The sequence below is a fragment of the Serratia sp. DD3 genome (genome assembly GCF_000496755.2).
Window position 1 is genome coordinate 188,142 of record NZ_AYKS02000016.1, and the last position, 22,584, is coordinate 210,725.

General features: G+C 47.6%; 18 protein-coding genes, 1 tRNA gene and 1 pseudogene. 10 read left to right on the forward strand and 10 right to left on the reverse strand.

The genetic code is table 11. The features are described 5' to 3' along the window. Positions 1–3: 3 nt before the first annotated feature. On the reverse strand, positions 4–1,353 hold the full coding sequence (locus tag IO95_RS02710) for a Na(+)-translocating NADH-quinone reductase subunit A (protein ID WP_023491097.1): 1,350 nt from the start codon (positions 1,351–1,353) through the stop codon (positions 4–6). Positions 1,354–1,892: 539 nt separating this feature from the next. Between IO95_RS02710 and dpaA the strand changes: the two genes are divergently transcribed. Next, positions 1,893–2,654, forward strand: coding sequence for a peptidoglycan meso-diaminopimelic acid protein amidase (dpaA, locus tag IO95_RS02715; RefSeq protein ID WP_023491520.1), 762 nt, complete (start codon positions 1,893–1,895; stop codon positions 2,652–2,654). On the opposite strand, the gene IO95_RS02720 is transcribed toward dpaA, so the two are convergent. Beyond that, the gene (locus tag IO95_RS02720) at positions 2,598–3,392 is read right to left on the reverse strand and encodes a class II glutamine amidotransferase (RefSeq protein ID WP_023491521.1); all 795 of its coding nucleotides are present in this window, start codon (positions 3,390–3,392) and stop codon (positions 2,598–2,600) included. The two genes, dpaA and IO95_RS02720, sit on opposite strands and share 57 nt — an antisense overlap. Before the next feature lie 91 nt (positions 3,393–3,483). Continuing rightward, complete coding sequence (lpcA, locus tag IO95_RS02725; protein WP_023491523.1) at positions 3,484–4,065, reverse strand: D-sedoheptulose 7-phosphate isomerase; 582 nt, start codon at positions 4,063–4,065, stop codon at positions 3,484–3,486. A 397-nt stretch (positions 4,066–4,462) separates the two neighbouring features. Here lpcA and fadE point away from each other — a divergent pair, with 397 nt between their 5' ends. Beyond that, positions 4,463–6,910, forward strand: coding sequence for an acyl-CoA dehydrogenase FadE (fadE, locus tag IO95_RS02730; RefSeq protein ID WP_023491525.1), 2,448 nt, complete (start codon positions 4,463–4,465; stop codon positions 6,908–6,910). A 99-nt stretch (positions 6,911–7,009) separates the two neighbouring features. On the opposite strand, the gene melR is transcribed toward fadE, so the two are convergent. Continuing rightward, complete coding sequence (melR, locus tag IO95_RS02735) at positions 7,010–7,942, reverse strand: transcriptional regulator MelR (protein WP_023491527.1); 933 nt, start codon at positions 7,940–7,942, stop codon at positions 7,010–7,012. Between the two features lie 266 nt (positions 7,943–8,208). On the opposite strand from melR, the gene IO95_RS02740 reads away from it, so the two are divergent. Further along, a complete protein-coding gene (locus IO95_RS02740; protein WP_023490594.1) occupies positions 8,209–9,558 on the forward strand; it encodes an alpha-glucosidase/alpha-galactosidase in 1,350 nt (449 codons plus the stop codon). An 88-nt stretch (positions 9,559–9,646) separates the two neighbouring features. Continuing rightward, positions 9,647–11,056: a melibiose:sodium transporter MelB gene (gene melB, locus IO95_RS02745; protein ID WP_037383665.1), complete on the forward strand. Its 1,410-nt coding sequence runs from the start codon at positions 9,647–9,649 to the stop codon at positions 11,054–11,056. Between the two features lie 76 nt (positions 11,057–11,132). Here melB and IO95_RS02750 read toward each other — a convergent pair. Next, positions 11,133–11,510, reverse strand: a pseudogene (locus tag IO95_RS02750) (autotransporter outer membrane beta-barrel domain-containing protein); the annotation flags it as partial. 369 nt (positions 11,511–11,879) lie between these two features. Here IO95_RS02750 and IO95_RS02755 point away from each other — a divergent pair. Genes IO95_RS02755 through IO95_RS02765 form a run of 3 tightly spaced genes read left to right on the forward strand, consistent with a single transcriptional unit; the run spans position 11,880 to position 15,924 of the window. Beyond that, complete coding sequence (locus IO95_RS02755) at positions 11,880–13,082, forward strand: PcfJ domain-containing protein (protein WP_023490985.1); 1,203 nt, start codon at positions 11,880–11,882, stop codon at positions 13,080–13,082. Next, on the forward strand, positions 13,079–13,798 hold the full coding sequence (locus IO95_RS02760; RefSeq protein ID WP_023490986.1) for a DUF1266 domain-containing protein: 720 nt from the start codon (positions 13,079–13,081) through the stop codon (positions 13,796–13,798). Before IO95_RS02755 ends, IO95_RS02760 begins: the two co-directional genes overlap by 4 nt. Positions 13,799–13,809: 11 nt before the next feature. Continuing rightward, a complete protein-coding gene (locus IO95_RS02765) occupies positions 13,810–15,924 on the forward strand; it encodes a DUF4034 domain-containing protein (protein ID WP_037383667.1) in 2,115 nt (704 codons plus the stop codon). A gap of 250 nt (positions 15,925–16,174) precedes the next feature. On the opposite strand, the gene IO95_RS02770 is transcribed toward IO95_RS02765, so the two are convergent. Together IO95_RS02770 and dnaQ are read right to left on the reverse strand one after the other, a co-directional pair. Then, positions 16,175–16,251 (reverse strand) — tRNA-Asp (locus tag IO95_RS02770). A gap of 147 nt (positions 16,252–16,398) precedes the next feature. Next, positions 16,399–17,142 (reverse strand): DNA polymerase III subunit epsilon, encoded by a 744-nt coding sequence (gene dnaQ / locus IO95_RS02775; protein WP_023491263.1) that lies wholly within the window; start codon positions 17,140–17,142, stop codon positions 16,399–16,401. A 72-nt stretch (positions 17,143–17,214) separates the two neighbouring features. On the opposite strand from dnaQ, the gene rnhA reads away from it, so the two are divergent. Next, complete coding sequence (gene rnhA, locus IO95_RS02780) at positions 17,215–17,682, forward strand: ribonuclease HI (RefSeq protein WP_023491262.1); 468 nt, start codon at positions 17,215–17,217, stop codon at positions 17,680–17,682. Here rnhA and IO95_RS02785 read toward each other — a convergent pair. Further along, on the reverse strand, positions 17,679–18,398 hold the full coding sequence (locus IO95_RS02785) for a class I SAM-dependent methyltransferase (RefSeq protein ID WP_023491261.1): 720 nt from the start codon (positions 18,396–18,398) through the stop codon (positions 17,679–17,681). The two genes, rnhA and IO95_RS02785, sit on opposite strands and share 4 nt — an antisense overlap. Positions 18,399–18,440: 42 nt before the next feature. Between IO95_RS02785 and gloB the strand changes: the two genes are divergently transcribed. Both gloB and mltD read left to right on the forward strand, forming a co-directional pair. Then, complete coding sequence (gene gloB, locus IO95_RS02790) at positions 18,441–19,196, forward strand: hydroxyacylglutathione hydrolase (protein ID WP_023491259.1); 756 nt, start codon at positions 18,441–18,443, stop codon at positions 19,194–19,196. 71 nt (positions 19,197–19,267) lie between these two features. Beyond that, a complete protein-coding gene (gene mltD / locus IO95_RS02795; RefSeq protein ID WP_023491258.1) occupies positions 19,268–20,629 on the forward strand; it encodes a murein transglycosylase D in 1,362 nt (453 codons plus the stop codon). A 56-nt stretch (positions 20,630–20,685) separates the two neighbouring features. Here mltD and IO95_RS02800 read toward each other — a convergent pair whose 3' ends face one another. Together IO95_RS02800 and IO95_RS02805 are read right to left on the reverse strand one after the other, a co-directional pair. Further along, entirely contained in the window at positions 20,686–21,480 is a 795-nt protein-coding gene (locus tag IO95_RS02800; protein WP_023491257.1) for an endonuclease/exonuclease/phosphatase family protein, read from the reverse strand. A gap of 654 nt (positions 21,481–22,134) precedes the next feature. Beyond that, positions 22,135–22,584, reverse strand: a 450-nt coding sequence (locus tag IO95_RS02805) for a group II intron maturase-specific domain-containing protein (protein WP_037383695.1), incomplete at its 5' end; no start/stop codon positions are given.

Here is a 22,584-nt window from a genome sequence, read left to right on the forward strand (position 1 = left end):
CGGTTAACCTTCCTGCTCAATCTTGGTCAGCACTTCACGCAGCACCGGGCCATATTCATACTTGCCTGGGCAGACGAAGGTACACAACGCCAGATCTTCTTCATCTAGCTCCAGACAACCCAGCGTTTGCGCACCGTCTGTATCACCCGCCAACAAGTCACGCAAAAGATGCGTTGGCAGAATATCCAGCGGCATAATTCGCTCGTAGTTACCAATCGGTACCATCGAACGTTCACCACCGTTCAGAGCGGTAGAGAAAGCAAACAGCTTGTTCTTCAGGAAATGACCCAATGTGGTGCGGGTAATGGAGAACTTATCCGGTGATGGCGTCACCCAGCCAAACAGCTCTTTTTCTCGCCCTTCTTGCAATACTGAAACCAGGGAATGAAAGCGCCCCAGAAAAGCATTAGGACCACAGGCTTGGGTGCCACTCAGCACCGAGCCAGAAATCACGCGGTTCTCCCCCGCTTTAAGGCGGCCGGCGGTCAGCTGTTCCAAGCTAGCCCCTAGCCGGGTACGCAATAGAACCGGCTGCTCAACCTGTGGGCCGGCCAAGGCGACGACACGACGGGTATCCAGCTGCCCGGTAGTAAATAGCGTACCGATGGCAATAACATCCTGATAACCGATATGCCAGACCGTTTTTTGCAAACTCACCGGCTCAAGGAAATGGATATGTGTGCCAACCAACCCGGCAGGATGCGGCCCAGCAAATTCGCTGTAGGTGACTTGCGCTCCAGCAGCACTCTCCAACCGTGCGCCAGCCGCATGGCAAACATGCACTTTGCCATCTGTTAGCCGCGATAATACGGTTAGACCCGCATTAAACGCCGCTTGCTGCTCGGCAATAATCACCAACGGATCCGCCGCCAACGGCTGAGTGTCCATAGCACTGACGAAAATAGCGCGCGGTGACGTTCCTGGATGCGGAGTTTTACTAAATGGCCGGGTACGCAGAGCCGTCCACAAACCACTGGCAAGCAGGTCACTTTCCACCTGCTCACGCTCCAGCATCGGCAGATCAGCTTGCTGATAATAAGCCAGCTCTACCTGTTCATCGCCAGCATTCGTGGTGTCAATAACCACCGACTGCAATAGGCGGCGTTCACCACGGTTGATAGCCACAATTTGTCCGCTGGCAGGCGCAGTAAAAAGAACCCCTGGGTTCTTTTTATCTTCAAACAGCGCCTGACCTTTTATAACGCGATCACCTTCCTGGACGAGCATGGAGGGACGCATACCAACATAGTCTTGGCCGAGTACCGCCACTGTCGTGATCACCGGGCCATCTTGAATCACCTGAGAAGGTGCCCCGGCTATTGGCAGATCTAAACCCTTTCTGATTTTAATCATATGATTTACAAGATGTTTTAAATTTTAACATGATCACTCGCCCCAAAAAAGGCACAGATCATGCAGGATGATGAGGTTGCCTTGGCCCCCTCCGGATGTGTATGGCGATGCCATACCCAACATAAAACGTCCCTATCTACCCATGTTCATTCAAGTTGCAGATTGGTGACCACCAGCCTGAATATACAAACCTGACATCACCAAAAAGTACTGAAGGCGCTAACTCTTTGAACCACTAGCAGTACGCATACTCAACGGGCAATTGAGACTTTTAGTCTAACATTTTTGGCAACATTTTTCCGTACTATCTAGTGACCTGAGTCAAGCAAATGCAATTAATTCTCTGTACCGTCCTTACACTAATCGTTAAAATCTGTCAGTCAATTCACTTTTTCCGATATTTGTGGGTTTTCTATACACATTTTGTATTGCTAAAATTATACCCACTGCTAATCTGAATATGGTCTAATAGAACACTCGTCAGTGGCACGTTGGCAGAATGGGTAGAGCCAACACATAAATATAAGTAGGAATAATTAATGAGCAAAATCGCGCTGTTGTTTGCGATGCTATTTTGCATGCCGATAATCACCGCCTGTAGCGCCAGTGAACAGGCACCACCGCAAGAACCGGTTGTGAAACAGAAAACTCTCGGTTCACCGGTCTATATTCAGATATTCAAAGAAGAACGCAGGTTGGAATTATATACACAAGTCGGCAATGAGTTCCGCCTGATGAATAGTTTCCCTATCTGTAATTTTTCTGGTGGCCTGGGTCCCAAACGCCGTGAAGGTGACCTTAAAAGCCCAGAAGGCTTCTATAACATCACTGCGCGTAATCTAAAGCCTAACAGCAAATTTTATCGAGCCATTAATATTGGCTTCCCAAATGATTATGATAAAGCGCAGGGATATTCCGGTGCCTATCTGATGATCCATGGTGAATGTAAGTCTATTGGTTGCTATGCAATGACCAATACTTATATGGATGAGATTTATCGTTATGTCGATGCCGCGTTTGCTTATGGGCAGGGCCAGGTCAATATCAATATTTACCCGTTCCGCATGACTGAAGAAAACCTGCAGCGCCATCGTTCATCCGATCATATCGCTTTCTGGCGCCAGTTGAAGCCCGGCTATGACTATTTTGTCAAACACCACCGACCACCCGCAGTCAATGTGTCAAACGGCCAATATGCTTTAGTTCAGCCGATAACTGGCAACGCACAGCCGACGCAATATGCATCAACCACCAACACCGACCCTACCACTCAGGGCAATCCGTTCACCGTAATAAAATAAAGCAAATTCCCCTGGCACAATTTTGTGCCAGGTTTCATTGGTCGTCAGCGGTTGGGTGGCGATAATAGTAACGACATCATTCGGTGTCGTCTGCTGTTGAAAATCAATCTCCACATCCTGATCAAGCAATGTCGCTTTACCAAAGGGGGCACGACGCGTAATCCAATAAAGGTGAGTTGAGCAGTAAGCCATAACAAAGCGCCCATCCGACAGCAACATATTGAACACGCCTTTTTGCCGCAATTGATCTGCCAGCGATGCAATATAGCGGAACGCCGCAGGCCAGTTATTGGGAGTGCGTGGATATTTTAACGACAGTTGGTGTAGCAACCAGCAAAAGGCATGTTCGCTGTCCGTCTGGCCTACCGGGCGGAAATAGCCCGTTGCCAATTGGCGATAGCCTTTCAGTTGACCGTTGTGAGCGTAAGTCCAATTACGACCCCAGAGTTCACGAGTAAACGGGTGAGTATTTTCCAGTGCCACTTCGCCACGATTCGCCTGCCGAATATGGGAAACGACTGCACAAGATTTGATCGGGTATTCCTGCACCAAGTGAGCAATCGGTGAATTGCAACTGGGTTGTGGATCCTTGAAAGTGCGGCAACCATTGCCTTCATAGAAGGTAATGCCCCAACCATCCTTATGTGGGCCAGTGCGGCCACCACGCTGTACCAACCCGGTAAAACTAAAACAGATATCAGTAGGTACATTCGCACTCATCCCGAGCAGTTCACACATTTAATCGCTACCCTTAACTTCAATAACACTTGCTATCAGGAAACCCGACCCCAACGCTCTGTATGTGATGGGGCCACATTTCCTCGAACGGTTAAGCCTTCACCATCTCTTTTTCGATCAACAGCATCAAAATATGGATAGCTTTGATATGAATTTCCTGGATACGGTCAGCATAGCCAAAGTGCGGCACACGAATTTCCACATCGGCACTCCCCGCCATTTTGCCACCCTCTTTGCCGGTCAGGGTGATCACTTTCATCCCTTTAGCACGAGCGGCCTCAATGGCTTTGATAACGTTGGCGGAGTTACCTGAAGTCGAGATCCCCAACAACACATCACCTTCGCGACCAACCGCTTCCACATAACGCGAAAACACGTAGTCGTAGCCAAAGTCGTTGCTGACACAGGACAGGTGGCTCACGTCAGAGATCGCAATCGCCGGATAGCCCGGGCGGTTTTCTCGATAACGACCGGTCAACTCTTCGGCAAAATGCATCGCATCACAATGAGAGCCGCCGTTACCGCAAGAGATCACCTTACCACCCGCTTTAAAAGCATCCGCTAGCATGATTGCCGCCTGCTGAATGCTGGCAATATTGGCATCATCACTCACGAATTTTGCCAAAGTATCAGCTGCTTCATTCAGTTCACTACGAATTAAATCGTGATACATCGAGGTAGCCTCTTGTTGTGCTGTTTTTGAATCTATCCCATCAAGTCTTTGACCAATACCAGCGACACCTGGCGGGATAGGGTCTTATCATTCATTTGTCATTTTGCAGTGTAACGGATTGCAGAAAATCCGAGAAGTCCCGTGCAATAAACTATTCACAAGTTCAGCCCCTTTGGGGTACCCCACAAAATCATGACTTGAGACATAATTAATACAAATTGCCATGCAGCGGGTATCTCTATCGGTACTGAACGATATAATCATTTTTAACGGTTAGTGCGGTTAGATTGTGACTCTAATTGTAGTTGAAGTGTAAATAGATTGATAAAAACAGCGGGTTGTACTACAAACAATATATCACCAACAGGTCAGACCACATGCCACTTCGGAGCTTCTTATGATGTTTGCTAGCATCGTTATTTTACTCGCACTCATTGGTGTCGTTTTTTACCGCCAAGTCAACCTGGTGCTCAGTAGTGTCATTCTACTGGCTTATACCGCCTTGATGGGGGCTACCGGCTTGTGGAGCTACTGGATGCTGCTGCCACTGGCACTTATTTTGCTGCCATTAAACATCACCTTGCTACGCCGCCCGTTGTTTTCCGCACCTGTGTTACAGGCCTTTCGTAAAGTCATGCCCCCGATGTCCACCACCGAAAAAGAGGCGATTAATGCCGGAACCACTTGGTGGGAAGGGGAACTGTTTCGCGGAAAACCCGACTGGAAAAAACTGCACCACTATCCGCAACCCAAGTTGACCGAAGAAGAACAAGCTTTTATCGATGGGCCAGTAGAAGAAGCCTGCCGCATGGCCAATGACTTCCAAATCACTCACGAACTGGCGGATCTCCCCCCTGAGTTGTGGGCTTATCTGAAGCAACATAGATTCTTCGCCATGATCATCAAAAAAGAGTATGGCGGCCTGGATTTTTCAGCTTATGCACAAGCACTTGTGCTACAAAAGCTGGCGGGAGTTTCTGGTATTTTGGCGATCACCGTCGGCGTGCCTAATTCCCTCGGCCCCGGTGAACTACTGCAACATTACGGCACGGAAGAGCAAAAAAATCACTACTTACCCGACTTGGCCCGTGGCGATGAAATCCCTTGTTTTGCGCTCACCAGCCCAGAGGCAGGTTCTGATGCCGGCGCTATTCCAGATATCGGCACCGTCTGCATGGGAGAGTGGCAAGGCCAGCAGATTCTTGGTATGCGACTCACCTGGAACAAGCGATACATTACGCTGGCACCGATTGCCACCGTATTGGGGTTGGCTTTCAAACTCTATGATCCAGAGCATTTGTTGAGTGATAACGAATCCCCAGGTATTACCTGTGCCCTGATCCCGACTAACACTCCTGGGGTAGAGATTGGTAACCGCCATTTCCCACTCAACGTCCCGTTCCAGAATGGTCCAACACGTGGGCAAGAGGTATTCGTTCCTATCGATTACATTATTGGTGGCCCAAAAATGGCCGGTCAGGGCTGGCGTATGCTGGTTGAATGTTTATCTGTTGGTCGAGGGATCACTTTACCCGCCAATTCTACTGGCAGCCTGAAATCCATCGCCTTGGCAACCGGCGCTTATGCACATATCCGCCGCCAATTCAAAATCTCCATTGGCAAGATGGAAGGTATTGAAGAGCCATTGGCCCGCATTGCCGGTAATACTTATGTGATGGACGCTGCGGCCTCGCTGATCACCTACGCCTTGGTGCAAGGTGAGAAACCAGCGGTGCTGTCGGCAATTGTAAAATATCACTGTACCCATAGAGGTCAACGCGCCATCATCGATGCCATGGATATTACTGCTGGCAAAGGGATTATGCTGGGCAGTGCTAATTTTCTGGCTCGTGCCTATCAGGGGGCCCCTATCGCCATTACGGTGGAAGGAGCCAATATCCTGACCCGTACCATGATGATCTTCGGCCAGGGAGCGATTCGCTGCCATCCTTATGTATTAAGCGAAATGGCAGCGGCGCAGAATAATGATCTGGTTGCCTTCGATAAGGCGCTGTTGGGTCACCTCGGTCATGTAGGTAGCAACACAATACGCAGCCTGTGGCTTGGGCTGACCAATGGGCGCACCAGTTTTACCCCGACAAAGGATGCCACCCGCCGTTACTATCAACAGCTCAACCGTCTGAGTGCCAATCTGGCCTTGCTGTCGGATGTTTCTATGGGGGTGTTGGGCGGTAGCCTGAAGCGTCGTGAGCGTATCTCTGCCCGTTTGGGTGACGTACTCAGTCAAATGTATCTGGCTTCTGCCACATTAAAACGTTTTGAGGATGAAGGGCGTCAGCAAGAGGACTTACCATTGGTTCATTGGGGCGTGCAAGATTGCCTTTATCAAGCAGAACAAGCCTTGGATGATTTGTTGCGCAATTTCCCACAGCGCTTTATCGCCGGGGCGATGCGTCTGCTGGTATTCCCCTTTGGGCGCGTACATGCGGCACCTTCAGACAAACTTGACCATCAACTGGCGCAAATCCTCCAGCAACCTTCGGCGACCCGCAGTCGTTTGGGGCGTGGCCAATATTTGGCACCCACTGAGCATAATCCAGCCGGTCTGCTAGAAGCGGCACTGGTGGATGTGATGGCCGCTGAACCCATCCACCAACGTTTGAGCCAACAGGCGGGTGAAAGCCTTCCCTTCACCCGTTTAGATTACCTGGCACAACAGGCCTTGAAGGAAGGGAAAATCAGCGCCGATGAAGCTGAAATCCTGGTGAAAGCCGAACAGAGCCGCCTACGTTCAATTAACGTTGATGACTTTCCACCTGATGCGTTAGCCAGTCAAAAATTGGCGAAGAAAGAAAAGCATCGCCCGCAAACTGAGTGGGTGTAATTTTTCAACTCATTGTTCTAAAAGGGCGATTCCTATCGCCCTTTGCTTTTCAACCCGTTGAACCGGTCCGCTAACCGTTTTACCTGATAGATATTAACTTCACACGAGAAAGTTTTCCCGCCGTAGTTGACTCTGTTTCCTGTATTTCTGGGGGGACATACCGACATACTTCTGGAATGTGCTGTAGAAACGACTCATTGAACCAAAACCCGCTGTCAGTGCGATATCCAGGATGGTGTTATCGGTATCACTTAACAATGCTCTGACATGGTTGATACGCATTGCGGTGATGTACTGTTTCATGGTCAATTGCATTACGTGCTGGAAAATCCCCATCGCATAATTGGAGTTAAGTTTCACGTGCTCAGCAACATGGTTAATGGTTAAAGTCCGATCGTAATTGGAGGCAATAAATCCCAGCATTTGGCTCACGTAAAACTGTGCATGTCTGGAAATGCCATTGTTATGGGTTCGCGATGTTTTACTGGTTAGAATCGACTGCCAGCCGGAAAGGCTAAAACGCTTGAGCATCAACCCTATCTCATCAACCGCCAACTGCCGGATTTGCTCATCGTCACTGATGAGATCCGTCTGCCAACGTTGCACTTCAAACGCACTGACCTGATTCGATGTAATCGATTCCAATACCATGCCGTGAGTCACATGGTTGATCAATTCTCTGTCCAGCGGCCACGATAAAAACAGATGCATCGGTAAATTCAGGATAGCCATGTTCTGGCAAATGCCAGAGTGCGTTAACTGGTGAGGGATACATGCCCAAAATAACGCAATGTGCCCTTGTTTAATCTTCACGACTTTGTCGTTAATCAGATACTCGACATCACCATCAAAAGGGACATTAACCTCGACCTGACCATGCCAGTGGCTGGATGGCATGGCTTGTGGGGCACGTAATTCAATATTCATCCGTTGGTAATCGGAGTAGAGCGACAAAGGGCTGCGTGTCTTAGGGTCCGTACTGCTACACATATCGGGATCGGGGACTAAAACCGCTACTGCTGTATCATCCATAACATTGCACCTCCAGTTCCGAATTATCAGAATAATGGCACAACAGGGGAAACACGGGTGAGATCAACACCTCATCCCAAGCCAGATAATCATTTTAACTTCCTCGTATTCTCTGCTTTCCTGTTCTTTTTATCCCATAAATTCAGATTCAGAAGATTAACACACCGGATCTGAGTTTATGGGAATGCTCAGTCAATAACATGGAAGCGCTACCATTCACAACCATGTCACCATGGCTGCACTTCAACAGGCTACTGGAGAAATGTATGTCGATCCCAAAAATCACTTTTATTGGCGCTGGCTCCACCATTTTTGTTAAAAACATTCTGGGTGATGTGTTTCATCGCCAAGCGTTTAAGTCTGCTCATATCGCACTGATGGATATTGACGAAACACGCCTGGAAGAGTCGCACATTGTGGTGCGTAAATTGATGGATTCAGCAGGTGCCCATGGGCGTATCACGTGCCATACCGACCAGAAAGCAGCACTGAACGCTGCGGATTTTGTGGTTGTCGCATTTCAGATTGGCGGTTATGAACCTTGTACTGTCACGGATTTTGAAGTGTGTAAACGCCACGGTCTGGAGCAAACCATCGCGGATACTCTGGGCCCTGGCGGTATCATGCGTGCACTGCGTACCATTCCCCATCTGTGGCAGATTTGTGCCGATATGACGCAAGTGTGCCCAAACGCCACCATGCTCAATTATGTTAATCCGATGGCGATGAATACCTGGGCGATGTTTGCCCGTTATCCACACATTAAACAGGTTGGGTTATGTCACTCGGTTCAAGGAACAGCGGAAGAGCTGGCACGAGACCTGAATATTGATGTTAACCAGCTAAGGTACCGTTGTGCTGGCATTAACCATATGGCCTTCTATCTCGAATTAGAGAAAAAAGATGCCAATGGGGACTATCACAGTATCTACCCCGACTTACTGGAAGCCTATGCGACGGGGCAGGCACCCAAAGAAAATATCCATGGTAACCCGCGCTGTCGAAACATTGTACGTTATGAAATGTTCAAAAAACTGGGCTATTTTGTGACTGAATCCTCTGAACATTTTGCCGAATACACCCCGTGGTTTATCAAACCTGGACGTCAGGATCTGATTGAACGTTATCAGGTTCCGTTAGACGAATATCCCAAACGTTGTGTAGAGCAGTTGGCGAACTGGCAAAAAGAATTAGAGGAATACAAAGCAGCGGATCGTATTGAAACCAAGCAATCCAATGAATACGCCAGCAGTATCATGAATGCCTTATGGACCGGTGAGCCTGATGTTATCTATGGCAACGTGCGTAACGATGGCTTGATAGATAACCTGCCACAAGGATGCTGTGTCGAGGTGGCCTGCCTGGTTGATGCCAATGGGATTCGCCCGACCAAAGTGGGTAGGTTACCCTCACATCTTGCTGCTCTGATGCAGACCAACATCAACGTTCAAACATTACTGACCGAAGCCATTCTGACTGAAAACAAAGAGTATGTTTATTACGCAGCAATGATGGATCCGCACACCGCTGCCGTACTCGGTATTGAAGAGATTTATGCGCTGGTTGACGAACTGATCGCCGCACACGGTGACTGGTTACCCAGCTGGTTGCACTGATGCCCTATTGCGATTGCCGGGCGCAACCGTGCTCGACCCTATCACTACAATAACAGGGGGGTGGCTGGCAACAGTGACCCTGTATACTATGAGTGTTTCAATAGCCACAAAGCTCAGCTATGGTTTTGGCGCTTTCGGTAAAGACTTCGCCATCGGTATTGTTTACATGTATCTGATGTACTACTACACCGATGTGGTCGGATTGTCGGTGAGTGTCGTCGGTGCACTGTTCCTGGTTGCTCGTATCTGGGATGCCCTCAACGACCCGATTATGGGCTGGATTGTCAGCAATACCCGCACCCGCTGGGGCAAATTCAAACCCTGGATCCTCATCGGTACCATCGCTAACTCTATTGTGCTTTTTTTGCTGTTCAGTGCCCATCATTTTACCGGCCAAGCACAACTGTTATTTGTTGTCGTCACCTATATTCTCTGGGGTATGACCTATACCTTGATGGATATCCCTTTCTGGTCATTGGTACCCACAATTACGCTGGATAAACGCGAACGTGAAAAGTTGGTGCCTTACCCACGTTTTTTCGCCAGTCTGGCTGGTTTTGTGACTGCTGGAGTGACACTGCCTTTTGTCAATTATGTCGGCGGTGCTGATCGTGGATATGGTTTTCAGATGTTTACGCTGGTACTGATCGCTTTCTTCGTCCTATCAACCATTGTTACCCTGCGTAACGTCAAAGAAGTGTATTCATCTGATAATTTAGCCACAGAGTTAAGCCGTATCAGCCTGAGATCGATGATCGGGTTAATCTACAAAAACGATCAACTCTCCTGTCTGCTGGCTATGGCGTTATCTTATAATATTGCTTCCAACGTCATTACCGGCTTTGCTATTTACTATTTTACCTACGTGATTGGTGATGCCGCTCTGTTCCCTTATTACATGTCTTACGCCGGTGCCGCTAACCTGGTCACCTTGATCCTGTTTCCTCGTTTGGTCAAAACACTTTCACGCCGAACTCTGTGGGCAGGGGCCTCTATCATGCCTATTCTCGCTGGCGGCGTGCTATTAGGCCTGGCTGCTGTAGGCAGTCATAACCTGTTATTGATCTCACTGGCAGGGGTATTATTCAATATCGGTGTCGGATTATTTTGGGTATTGCAGGTGATTATGGTCGCGGATACCGTCGATTACGGGGAATACAAGCTCAACGTGCGCTGCGAGAGTATTGCCTATTCAGTGCAAACTCTGGTAGTAAAGGCGGGCTCTGCTTTATCTGCCTTCTTTATCGGGGTGGTTCTCAGCGTGGTAGGCTATGTTCCCAATACCACTCAAACCCCTGAGACCATTATTGGGATGCAACTGATTATGATTGCGCTTCCTGCACTGTTCTTCTGCATAACACTGTTTATTTACTTCCGTTTTTACAAACTAAATGGGGATTTCCAACACAAAATCCAGACCCATCTGCAGGATAAATATCACCCATCACCCGTGGAACAAAGAGAAGAGACAAAACATATCCTGCAGCCCGAGGCTTAAATAAAAGTAATATTGAAAGAAAAGGCAATCTAACCTCCCTGCTTATCGGTATTAAGCAGGGAGGAATAGAAGGTGTTTAGAAGTTATACTTGATGCCTACCATCACCGCCGTATCACTGTAGCCTTTGTTACCCACTTGCTGGCCAACATTACCCCACAAATTCAACTGTTTATTGAGTTGCCCTTCGACACCGACTTTTAGCTCAGCAATATTGGCCACACCATCCTGCTTGACGCTGATGCCATCCGTATTGCTGCCAAAATCCTTGTTGTTATGCAACCAGTTAACTTCCACAAACGGTTGGAATATTCGGCCTTTGCCTTTATCTTGGTCGCTGTAACCCTTGATAAAGGCTTTCACGCCCAAACGGCTCTGTAGATTGCCATCCCCTTCCCCCGTTACTAGCGTACCATTAGCCTCTTTATGGTCGTCAGCTTTCACCCCCATCCAGGTTTACGGATTAACACAAGCAATACGTGTTACTTTGAGTATAAACAGAAAACCAGTAGCTCGAATAACCACAGGTATATCCCAAATATTTAATAAAATTGAAAGATTCGACAAACCAGATACAATCAAAGCCCCAGCAATTAAGAGGAATCTTATTGATTATAAAAAGGAAATACCCATAAAATCCGTTAAAAATAGCCCCAAATAATTCGAGTTATAGGTTTCGAGCGAGTTGTAGATTGATAGCAATTCACGACAGAAGAGATTGCTAATTTTGGCCCCCTTGATAGGCCCAAAACTGGGGAATTATCCCATAAAACGATATCCCATAAAAAATTCCCCATAAAACAATATTCTGCAGTAAGTGAGCCCATGAATAGCCCCTCTGAGAATTACTATAAACCCAGAAACATCATCAACGCACCAGAGATAAAAATAGAAATTCTGAAGCGTAGTCAACAACGTGGCGATGATGAAATAGTCCAACGCTGGTTAACCAACCATTTCTATCGCTGGTGTATCAGCGATTTCCCTCGGGTTTCACTGATCTCATCCGAAATAGATTATTTCACCTACTTCGGTGTTGATGCTCCTATTCCTGACTGGCTGGTCTCACAAATCGCCAGCAAGACTCCATGTTATTACTTCAATCCTCAACACACTCAATTAATTGATAAAGAACGTGAGTTAGTTGAGTTTCTATCTCGTCATATCAACAGCAAATTGGCGAAAAAATTACAACGCATCAACTGCTTTGCTGCATTGGCAATGCGTGAAGCCGAACATAAAAAGATGCTACAGCGCCAACAACAGGGATGGCACCCCACCAGCTCGGTAGTGCTCAAACCCATAATCAAAGTAAGCACAGGGGAAATCGTTGAGTTTGACGCAAACAACGCTAAGTTACGCCGTGAAATGGCCTATGAATCTTGGCATATGCAGCACTGTCTCGGACAGTTTGAAGATAAAGCGGCACTCATTGGTGGGTATGGTGACTACTATGCTCAACAAATTGAACAGGGCATGCTGCGACTTTTTAGTCTACGTGATGAAAACAACATTCCCCATGCCACAATCAGTATGAAGATCGATAACGGCAGTTTGGCTATTGACCAGATCAAAGGGAAACAAAATCGCCCGCCGATAAAGAAATATGCTGCTGATATCTTATCCCTCTTATGCCACCTTAATCCGCAGTCTGTACGCCATGCTGACTGTGAGGGGATGGGGATTGTCTATGAAGACACAGCAGAGTCTCAGGGCTGGAAATTTATCACCAACATTCAAAGCCAAAATTTTCTGCTCAGCGTGCTCCATGATCACTTTCACTTACTGGAACACTTCCCCGCCCCCCCTATCGCATTACAGTGGCTACTATTACACAGCGCCCCCGACAAACTACACTACCTGCAAGCCGTTGATCCTGTCGTTGCTACGGCGGCGGAAATGTTATATCCCAAACAGCCATGGCATCCTCTCTTTGCCGGGAAGAACTCCGATAGCGCCCCTTTCAAGATCGAAAACGTGACGTTGCATGCAACACGCTATCTGGCAACAGCAAAGGAGCAATCATGACCTCTTTATTTATTGCGCTGTTAGTGGCTGTTATCCTCATCCGTCATAATTACAAAAAAAACAAACCACGACTTGCTGCACTAATAGCAGAAGACAAGGAAAAAGAGCGATTAAAGGGACAACTCCGCGATACACGGCGGCGTGAATGGGCTCTCGCGCTGGCAGATATTCTTGCTCTACGTAATGGTATTGAAAAGCAGGATCTTTCTCTAAAATTCAACTTGGATCACAGCAAACGCCTACGCCTAGAGCAACAGGTGAAGAGAGAGCTCGGGTTATCTGAACATCTCACCGGTGATGCATTGCAACAGGCAGTCGAAAATATCTTACGCCATTGGCCGAGGGGAATCGGTAATTCACCGAGTAATTTTTACCAACAACTGGCCTTTCAAGGGCAAGTCCGCAATGCTTTAGCGTTTGATTGTATGCGCACCGCGTTTCTGACCCGCTGCGTCGCTGGACTTGGTTGGTGTGATAACAACCTGGCTTGGTTGGTCCTTTTCCTGAATGCACAACGTGCCCAGGATTGCTTCACCAGTTGGCAAGACTATGCCACTGCCTATGTAGATGCCCGTCAGGTGTGGCTAACATTGCATAACACACCACCGGCCATTGCGGGACGAGACCTGCATGAAGCCACTCAATATCTGCAAGACCTAACAGGTAACTGGCGAAAAATGCCATGGAATGAATTCAAAATATTTGAGCCAAATTGACAGGATAAAAGATGGAACAGGGCAACCAATTAGAGCAGGCCATGCTGCACATGTGTAATCATAAAGTGGAGCCAAACACCGCAGAACGACAATGGATTATTGCAGATATCGCTAGTTATCTTGCCGATGGCCGCTATGAAGAACTCGACGAACTCTATACACAAGCATTGGTTGAAAGTTTTACTCATCGTCAGGCTGAAAAACGTTATTTCCAAGCCTGGACGCAGATGTGTAATCCTTTCTACGATATGGACACGCTGATCAACGCTGGCCCTAACGGCTTGGCATTGATTAAAAACTGGCAACTCGCCTGTCCCCATTCCTCGCATGCCTGGCTTGCTGAAGCACAGTACTGGAATCACTATGCCTGGCTGTATCGCAGTTACGGCTGGGCAAAAGAGACGACCCACGCGATGTGGCTTTGTACGTCGGCATGCAATGAGCAAATGGTGATCGCCGCCCTCAATGCCATTAACTGCGATCCTCGACAGTGGATGGTGGCTTCTCTTACCGCGACAAACTCAGAAGTTTTCGGCCAGCCCAAATGGCTCGTGGCATTTTTACAGGGTAAAGAAATGACTGGGCAACGCTTGATGAAGGAACTTGCTCAATACCATAAATCTTCACCACAAGAAGTGGACGCTCTGATGGCTCATTCTGGCTTATCCTTTGAGAATGCCGTCTGTCCGCAACTACCTCGTCCTGCCGAGTTACCCAATGGTCTCGATAATACAGGGCAACAATACTGGCTCTCCGTTTGTCTGAATATCTTCCCCAACGCATTTTACCCACTCACTGAATACATTCCATTCCGTATGCCACGCTGGAGGGGGACACATGAGGAAATCCGCAAATTAATAGACTCTCTGCGACACAGACTTTCAAAACAAGAGTGTGAACATCTTGAGTTGTTTATCTGGTGGGACGAGTATCGCGACTTACGTATCGCAGAAATTGACTCTCCGACAGAGCGAGAGCAAACCATCGCTAGAGCTAAAGCCATCGCACTACATGGACGTAACCAGGAAGATCGCCATAATGCCATTGGATGGTTGCTAACCTGTTATGACGACTTAAAGGATGACGATGCACTCTGGCACAGCATTCAGCTCGCGGTAATGGAAGAAATGAAGTTAAGCCACTACTTCACTTATCGAGCATTGGGATTTGCACAACGAGATTTCCCTAATACCCACTGGATTTACAATTTTATTTGCCAAAACTCACAGCAAACGGTTTTTCCTCGAGTGGAAATTTATCGTGGTTATTTCCAATTTGTAGGATTGTTCGGCTTTGAAAAAAATGAAGAAATGGCCAAAAGCTGGTTGGACAAAGGCAGTGTTAACAGCATCAACGCCAGTCCAGATTGGGCGTGGACTATTAGGTCCTTAGGTTGGCTGAATCTCCATGAGCATTGCATCTCATTGGCAGAACTTGGTGCCCAACGGAATATCCCCGGCGCATTTAGATGGTTGGCGCTGGAGTACGGCGATTCTGATGATACTACCCTACTCCCGTACCAACCGATTACCGCACTAAACTACAATCAACGCACAGCAAATCTCTTACATGAACAAATCGCCCGTCGAGACAATATCGCTTATCCATTGATTAGCAACGGCGGATATACTGAATATGAAGATGACCTGCGAGATATACACTTCAGCATGGCTGCTTCCTGCCAAAAATTAAGCCAAACAGAAACGGACCTGACTTTACGCGATGGTTATGAAAAAGATCTGCTCGATAATCTTTACCAAGCTCATCTCTTCGGTCACCAAACCGCTTGGGGACTCTTTTTACTGAATATCTTTGAAGTTAAAAATTTAGAGCTAGCTCATTCCCACCTTGATTTACTGCATGAAGAAGCTGAAAAAGGGACCCTGGAAGCGATGGTGAGCCTCTCTCGGCTGTATGGCAATAAGTTAGACAACAAGCTCTATAGCATGAAGAAAAGTGTACGTTGGGCTTACTTCGCCCGTAGGCTATTTCCCGACAGTGAGGTGGTAGAGGATTGCCTCTATCCACTGCATGGCAGTAGTAGGTGGAAACGATATCGGTTTGCCTGGCTGGCAACCCGCATTTCTGATACCGAGTTACCTGGCCAAGTAAACTCAATGGTGTAGTTTTTTATTATCGAATGCACCATTAGCCAAGCCATTACACTAAATCCACTCTGGCCCTAAGTGATAAAAAACGCGCAGTTTATTAATTAGGGATTGTGGATTTAATGGGCATTGTTGACTTAACAGACATTGTTGATTTAACAGATATTGTGTAGTGGGATAGTGGATTTAACGGACTAGTTTGACAGCATTTTGCACTGCGTTTTTACCATTTTCTGTAGTAAATACACAATAAGCTTGGGGGGTGATTTGGCGGAACGGACGGGACTCGAACCCGCGACCCCCTGCGTGACAGGCAGGTATTCTAACCAACTGAACTACCGCTCCGCATTTCATTCCCCTATACCGTGGGGAATGAGCGAATATTACGGTCCACGCTCGACTCCGTCAATATTTTTTCCTATAGAAAGAGTCGGTTGAACAGTTTTTCAACGATACGCGGCCAAGGTGATATTTCTCTCACTGAAAAAACAACTATTCAGCTTTTGTCCGCCACAGACAACTGCCCCCCTTCTTGGCCACCAAGTCCAGACGTGCCTCATGGTCTGCAATTTCTTCAGCGCTGGCATAAATGACTTTCATTGCCGTCGTCGGACGTGTTACACGTTGGATGTCCTGTGCGGTCTCTATCTGCTGGCTATCCCCCTCCATCTGAAATGCCATCGAGGTCTGACCGCCCGTCATTGCCAGATAGACTTCCGCCAGGATCTCGGCATCGAGCAATGCCCCGTGTAGCATTCGTTTACTGTTATCTATCTCATAACGGCTGCATAAGGCATCAAGGTTGTTACGTTTGCCGGGAAACAGGCGGCGTGCCATCAACAAGCTATCAGTGATAGTACAGAATGTTTCCGTTTTCGGCATATCTCGCTGTAACATGCGGAATTCGTGATCCATAAAGCCGATATCGAACGACGCATTATGGATAACCAACTCACCGCCACGAATAAAATCGACAAACTCTTCAGCGATCTGATCAAAAGTCGGTTTGTCGGCCAAAAACTCATCACTGATGCCATGAACCATATAAGCTTCAGGATCCACTAACCGGTCTGGTTTCACGTAAACATGGTAGTGGCGGCCGGTCAGGCGGCGGTTAATCACTTCAACAGCACCAATCTCAATGATACGGTGGCCTTCGTAGTGAACCCCTAGTTTGTTCATACCGGTGGTTTCGGTATCAAGAACGATTTGTCTGGTTGATGATGTAGAGATCATATTGCAGTGCTCATAGCGCTCGTTTATGTCAGACTGTGCTTTTACAAAACTAATAGGAAGAGTCTACCAGAGATGCTCAAACAGGTAGAAATTTTCACCGACGGTTCCTGTCTCGGTAACCCGGGCCCCGGAGGTTATGGTGCAATCTTGCGTTATAAACAACATGAAAAAATGTTCAGTGCCGGTTATCACCTGACGACCAATAATCGTATGGAGTTGATGGCAGCCATTGTGGCGCTAGAAGCGCTCACTTCCCCTTGCGAAGTGGTTTTAAGCACTGATAGCCAATATGTACGCCAAGGGATCACTGGCTGGATCCATAACTGGAAAAAACGTGGCTGGAAAACCAGCGATAAAAAACCGGTAAAAAATATCGATCTCTGGCAACGTTTAGACTTGGCAATTACTCGTCATACCATTCACTGGCAATGGGTCAAAGGGCATGCCGGGCATCCGGAAAACGAACGTTGCGACCAACTGGCGCGTGATGCAGCCGGTAACCCGACTCAAGATGATACGGGTTATCAGCCCGACACTTAAGGCAACTTACGATAACTCTTTGTCGCGCCCACTGCGCGACTAAGAGAGGGGTTCCTGACCCCCATTTTCAGCAGCGTTGGGGTTAATGGCCGCGTCCTCTTGCGTGCCACAATGAGGCTGATGCAACCCAAGGCAGGTAAATGTGTACTCAAAAAAGTCCCGCCTTTACGCTGCCAAGGTACGACATGAAAGCGCATCTGCTCCAACACTTCGTAATTCAATAAACTAAGCCAATCCAGCAAACGCATTTGGGTAAACATGCGGCTGACATAAGGCTGGCGCTGACGTACTCCCGGGATCAACTTGCCCATACCGAGTACACTGAAGGGGTTAAAACTACTTATCAGCAGCCAACCGTCATCAATTAACACGCGGTCAACCTCACGTAACAAGCGGTGTGGATCATCAGCATAGGAAAGAGTATGAGCCAACAAACAGGCATCTACTGCCTTCGTGGCAAAGGGTAACTGGTATGGATCTGCCAGCACATGCAGGTTATTGCCTGACAACCCCACATTAACCTGATGCGAGATAACACACTTTTCGGTATCTAACTCGGTACTAAGGTTACCAATTTTCAACAAATGAAAACCAAACAGTTTTGACCACCAGGGTTGCAACTGCTGCTCTAGAGCCTCACGATAGTATTCCCCCCATGGTAGCGCTGCCCAGGTCTGTGGGCTGGTGAGCTTTTGTAGAGTATGGGCTGGTTTCATGTTTTATTATCTTCCTTCAGCCGTTGCCAACGAGAGGTCTCAATGAATCTTATCAGCATTCCTGCTTTTCAGGACAATTACATTTGGTTATTGTGCGACTCACAAAGACATTGCGTTATCGTCGATCCTGGTGAGGCTAATCCGGTTCTTGAGGCGCTCTCCGATCTGAACCTAACCCCAGATGCAATATTATTGACCCATCGCCATCGCGATCATGTCGCCGGCGTGCCAGATATTATCTCACGCTATCCCGGTTTAGCTGTCTATGGTCCACATGAAACCGCCAACAAAGGGGCTAATCATCTGCTCAGTGCAGGGGATACTCTCAATATTGGTGGGCGCCAATTTACTGTGATCGCGGTTCCTGGACACACCTTGGAACACATTGCTTTCTACAGCTCCCCTTACCTATTCTGTGGGGATACTATTTTCTCTGCCGGTTGCGGACGACTTTTTGAAGGGACAGCGGAGCAAATGTATGATTCATTTCAACGACTCGCGCAACTCCCTGATGAAACCTTAATTTGTTGCGCACACGAATATACACTCTCAAATCTTAAGTTTGCCAGTAAGATTTTGCCACGAGATGATCAAATTAGAACATATCAGGAGCAAGTTGAGATATTACGGGTAAAAGGAGAACCCAGCGTGCCCACAACGTTGCAATTAGAACGTAAAATAAATCTATTCTTACGCTGCCATGATACTGATTTACAAAAAGAAATAGGCTTTGATTCACCCCCGGCACATCTTCATGAAGTTTTTTCCGAATTACGCCTGCGCAAGGATGCCTTCTAACCTTTTAGTTGCGTTTTTTAGTAAAATAACGTATCATTGTTCGTCTTTTGAGCAACTAAATTGACATACATATGAAGACTAAAGCGATAATTCTCGCCTCAGTCTTGCTAGTGGGTTGCCAGTCATCCAAGCAGGATACGCTGGTCCCAAAACAGCATGCACAGAGTCTGTCTTCGGCAGGTCAAGAAAGTGAAGCAGGAAAGTACACAGCAAGCTCAGCGCAGTGGCTAGGTAACAATAGCGCCGCGCAACAGGACCTGTGGAACTTCATTAGCGACGAGCTGAAGATGGAGGTTCCGGAAAATTCCCGGATCCGTGAACAAAAGAGTAAATATTTAAAACATAAGAGCTATCTCCACGATGTAACATTACGGGCAGAGCCGTACATGTACTTGATAGTCGAGCAGATTAAGAAACGTAATATGCCGATGGAACTGGTACTGCTACCCATAGTGGAGAGCGCTTTTGACCCTCACGCCACGTCGCATGCCAATGCTGCGGGGTTATGGCAGATTGTGCCTAAAACGGGTCGCCACTATGGTTTGAAAAACAATCAGTGGTATGACGAACGCCGTGATGTTGTAGCCTCAACAACCGCTGCGCTTGATATGCTGGAACGGCTGAACCGCCTGTTTGACGGGGACTGGTTACTGACCATTGCCGCTTACAACAGTGGTGAAGGTCGTGTAATGCAAGCCGTTAAGGCGAACAAACGCCAAGGTAAGCCCACTGATTTCTGGTCATTGTCGCTTCCACGTGAAACGTTAATCTATGTGCCGAAAATGCTGGCACTCAGCGAGATCATCAAGCACAACCAAAAGTACGGTGTCAAATTACCAAAACCTGACGAAACCCGTGCATTGGCGCGTATTGATGTCGGGCAACAGATTCAGCTCACTCAGGCAGCTGAGATGGCCGGGCTTTCGCTCACCAAGATGAAAGATTACAATCCAGGCTACAAAAAAGGTGTCACCGCACCCAATGGACCTCATTACATTATGGTCCCCCAAAAGAATGCGGCTCAGTTGAAAGATTCGCTATCTGATGGGCAGGTAACTGCGATATCGCCAAGTCGTCAGTCGACGAATAACGCTGGTTTGTCAGGCAGTGATGTGTATAAGGTTCGTCCAGGTGATACATTAGCGGCTATCGCCAAACGTCTGTATGTGCAAACCCGTGATTTGCAGACTTGGAACAACTTGACGGACAAGAGCTCGCTAAAAGTTGGACAAACATTGAAGGTCGCCAACAATAGCAGCAGTATCACCTATCAAGTCCGTAAAGGTGACTCCCTTGACAGTATAGCGCGTCGTCATGGTGTTGATATTAGTGACGTAAAGCGTTGGAACTCAGCGCTCAGCAAAAATAACAGTCTGCAGCCAGGGCTTAAGTTGACCTTGTTTGTAAACAATAATAGCTCACCAGAGACTTAAATTTTCAGTCTCCCAAAAAAAGCATCTTTCGAGATGCTTTTTTTATTTCTATTGGGTTACCACTGTGACTTGTGCAACTCGGGACGGAACTCTACCAGTAACGGATTGTGATCTGAGGCTTGTGTCACCAACACCGAGGCGTCAGCCACCCGCAGATTACGGTAGAAGATAAAGTCCAGGGGGCGGCCAAATGCCTTACTCCGATGATCGTGGGTAAAACTCACCTCACGCAATGCCATATCCCCAGCAAACTGATATAAGGCATTAATACGCTTACGACTCCAAGCATTGAAGTCCCCAGCCAGAATCACCGGGCCTTGATGATAAGCAATCTGTTCCCCTAGTGAGGCTAACTGCTTACTGTAAACTTCAACACCAAGACTAAAGTTCACAGCATGAATATTCACCACCATCAGTAATTGATCATTATAAAGTGGATAAACCGTGATCAATGCCGACTTAGCCAGACGCAATAGAGGCTCACGTTCACGCAATGGACAGCAATAGACAGGGTGTGCTGCGGCCAGTGTCATCACACCAGAAGGATGTTGCGGTAACACGAAGGCAGGGACCTGATCAGTCGCCAGATAATTAGAGGTGGCAAAATTAACCAGTTCCGGCGTTGTCTGTGCCTCTTGTAGTAATACCAGTTGCGCTTCTTTACCAAAGCCCTTCAGTACCGAAAGCCAATCAGACCGCTGTTGCTTGAAGATATTCCATACCATCACGCGTAATACATCCGTCGCTGGCAATGCAGCACCAAGTGGTAACGGCTGATTAATGGCACCAGGGAAAATTCGCTCGGCTGGTTGCCCTGCAACATACCTCATTGCATAGGTTCTTTTCGGCACGTTGTTCGCCTATTTTCCATTCGGGTTAAACTGATAGCGGCATTACTATCCACGATATACCCGCCGCCGTTGAAGCTACAAGAGGTCTTGATGACTCTCGCTTACCTCAGCCATTATTGACCAGGATTCTGACTCTTCATGCCGTTGTAACCGACCTAGAGTGCGAATGCGCTTGGGTATAGGTACAGTATACGCCTATACCTGCTGCCAGTACTGACTTTTAGGGATTATCCCGCTCTTTGTTATTAGGAAAAGACAGGCTGATTGCAATGAATAAAGCATATTGGCTCAAACAATTGATGATGTGAAAATCAGTCCCCTATCACTAAAGTGATCAAGGAACAGTGAATTCAGCAAACCATATTGTCAAAATTTCAATCGAAATGGACGAAGATAGCGGTAAAATCCCGGTATATCGGTGATGGTAACACGCACAAGAACACCTGATGAATGGGATTATGCTACTGAAAATGGGTCGTGAGATCATCTCACTGCATCGAAAAATCGCTCACTAGTACAGGCTAATAAGCGTCGGTAATACTGAAGGAACAACAAGTTAAGGCAGTGAGTAATTTGAATCGAGTAGGAGGCGGGATCGCTCCCGCCATCCTCTCACACCACCGTACGTACGGTTCCGTATACGGCGGTTCATTGTTAACACGGGAACTGCCGCTGTAAATCCAGTAATGATAATAATCCCGCATCTATGAACCACTTCTTCCGGAAGGCTTGGTTCATGTGACTTGCCCCTGCGTTCCACCACGGACCGCGTTGGTTCGTCGCCGATAACCAGGCTCTTTTCTCCAGTAGTCCATTTCTCATCAACATTCTCGCTCGGGCATACGGCCTTTTCTTGTTCCGCCATATCAGGCACCGCAATTTTCTCCGTATCCAACTATCCAACTCTTCCAGGCAACCTTTAACTTCGGTTAAACGGAAGTAGCTTGTCCAACCTCGTAGCACCGGGTTCAGTTCCCTCAGCACCGTCTTCAGCGATTGCGAGCCATTTCCCGTCGTCAGACTGCGGATTTTGCCCTTAAATCGCCTTACGCTGCTCTCTGCGATCTTCAGCCTTGTCACTTTATGGGCTGTTACACTGTATCC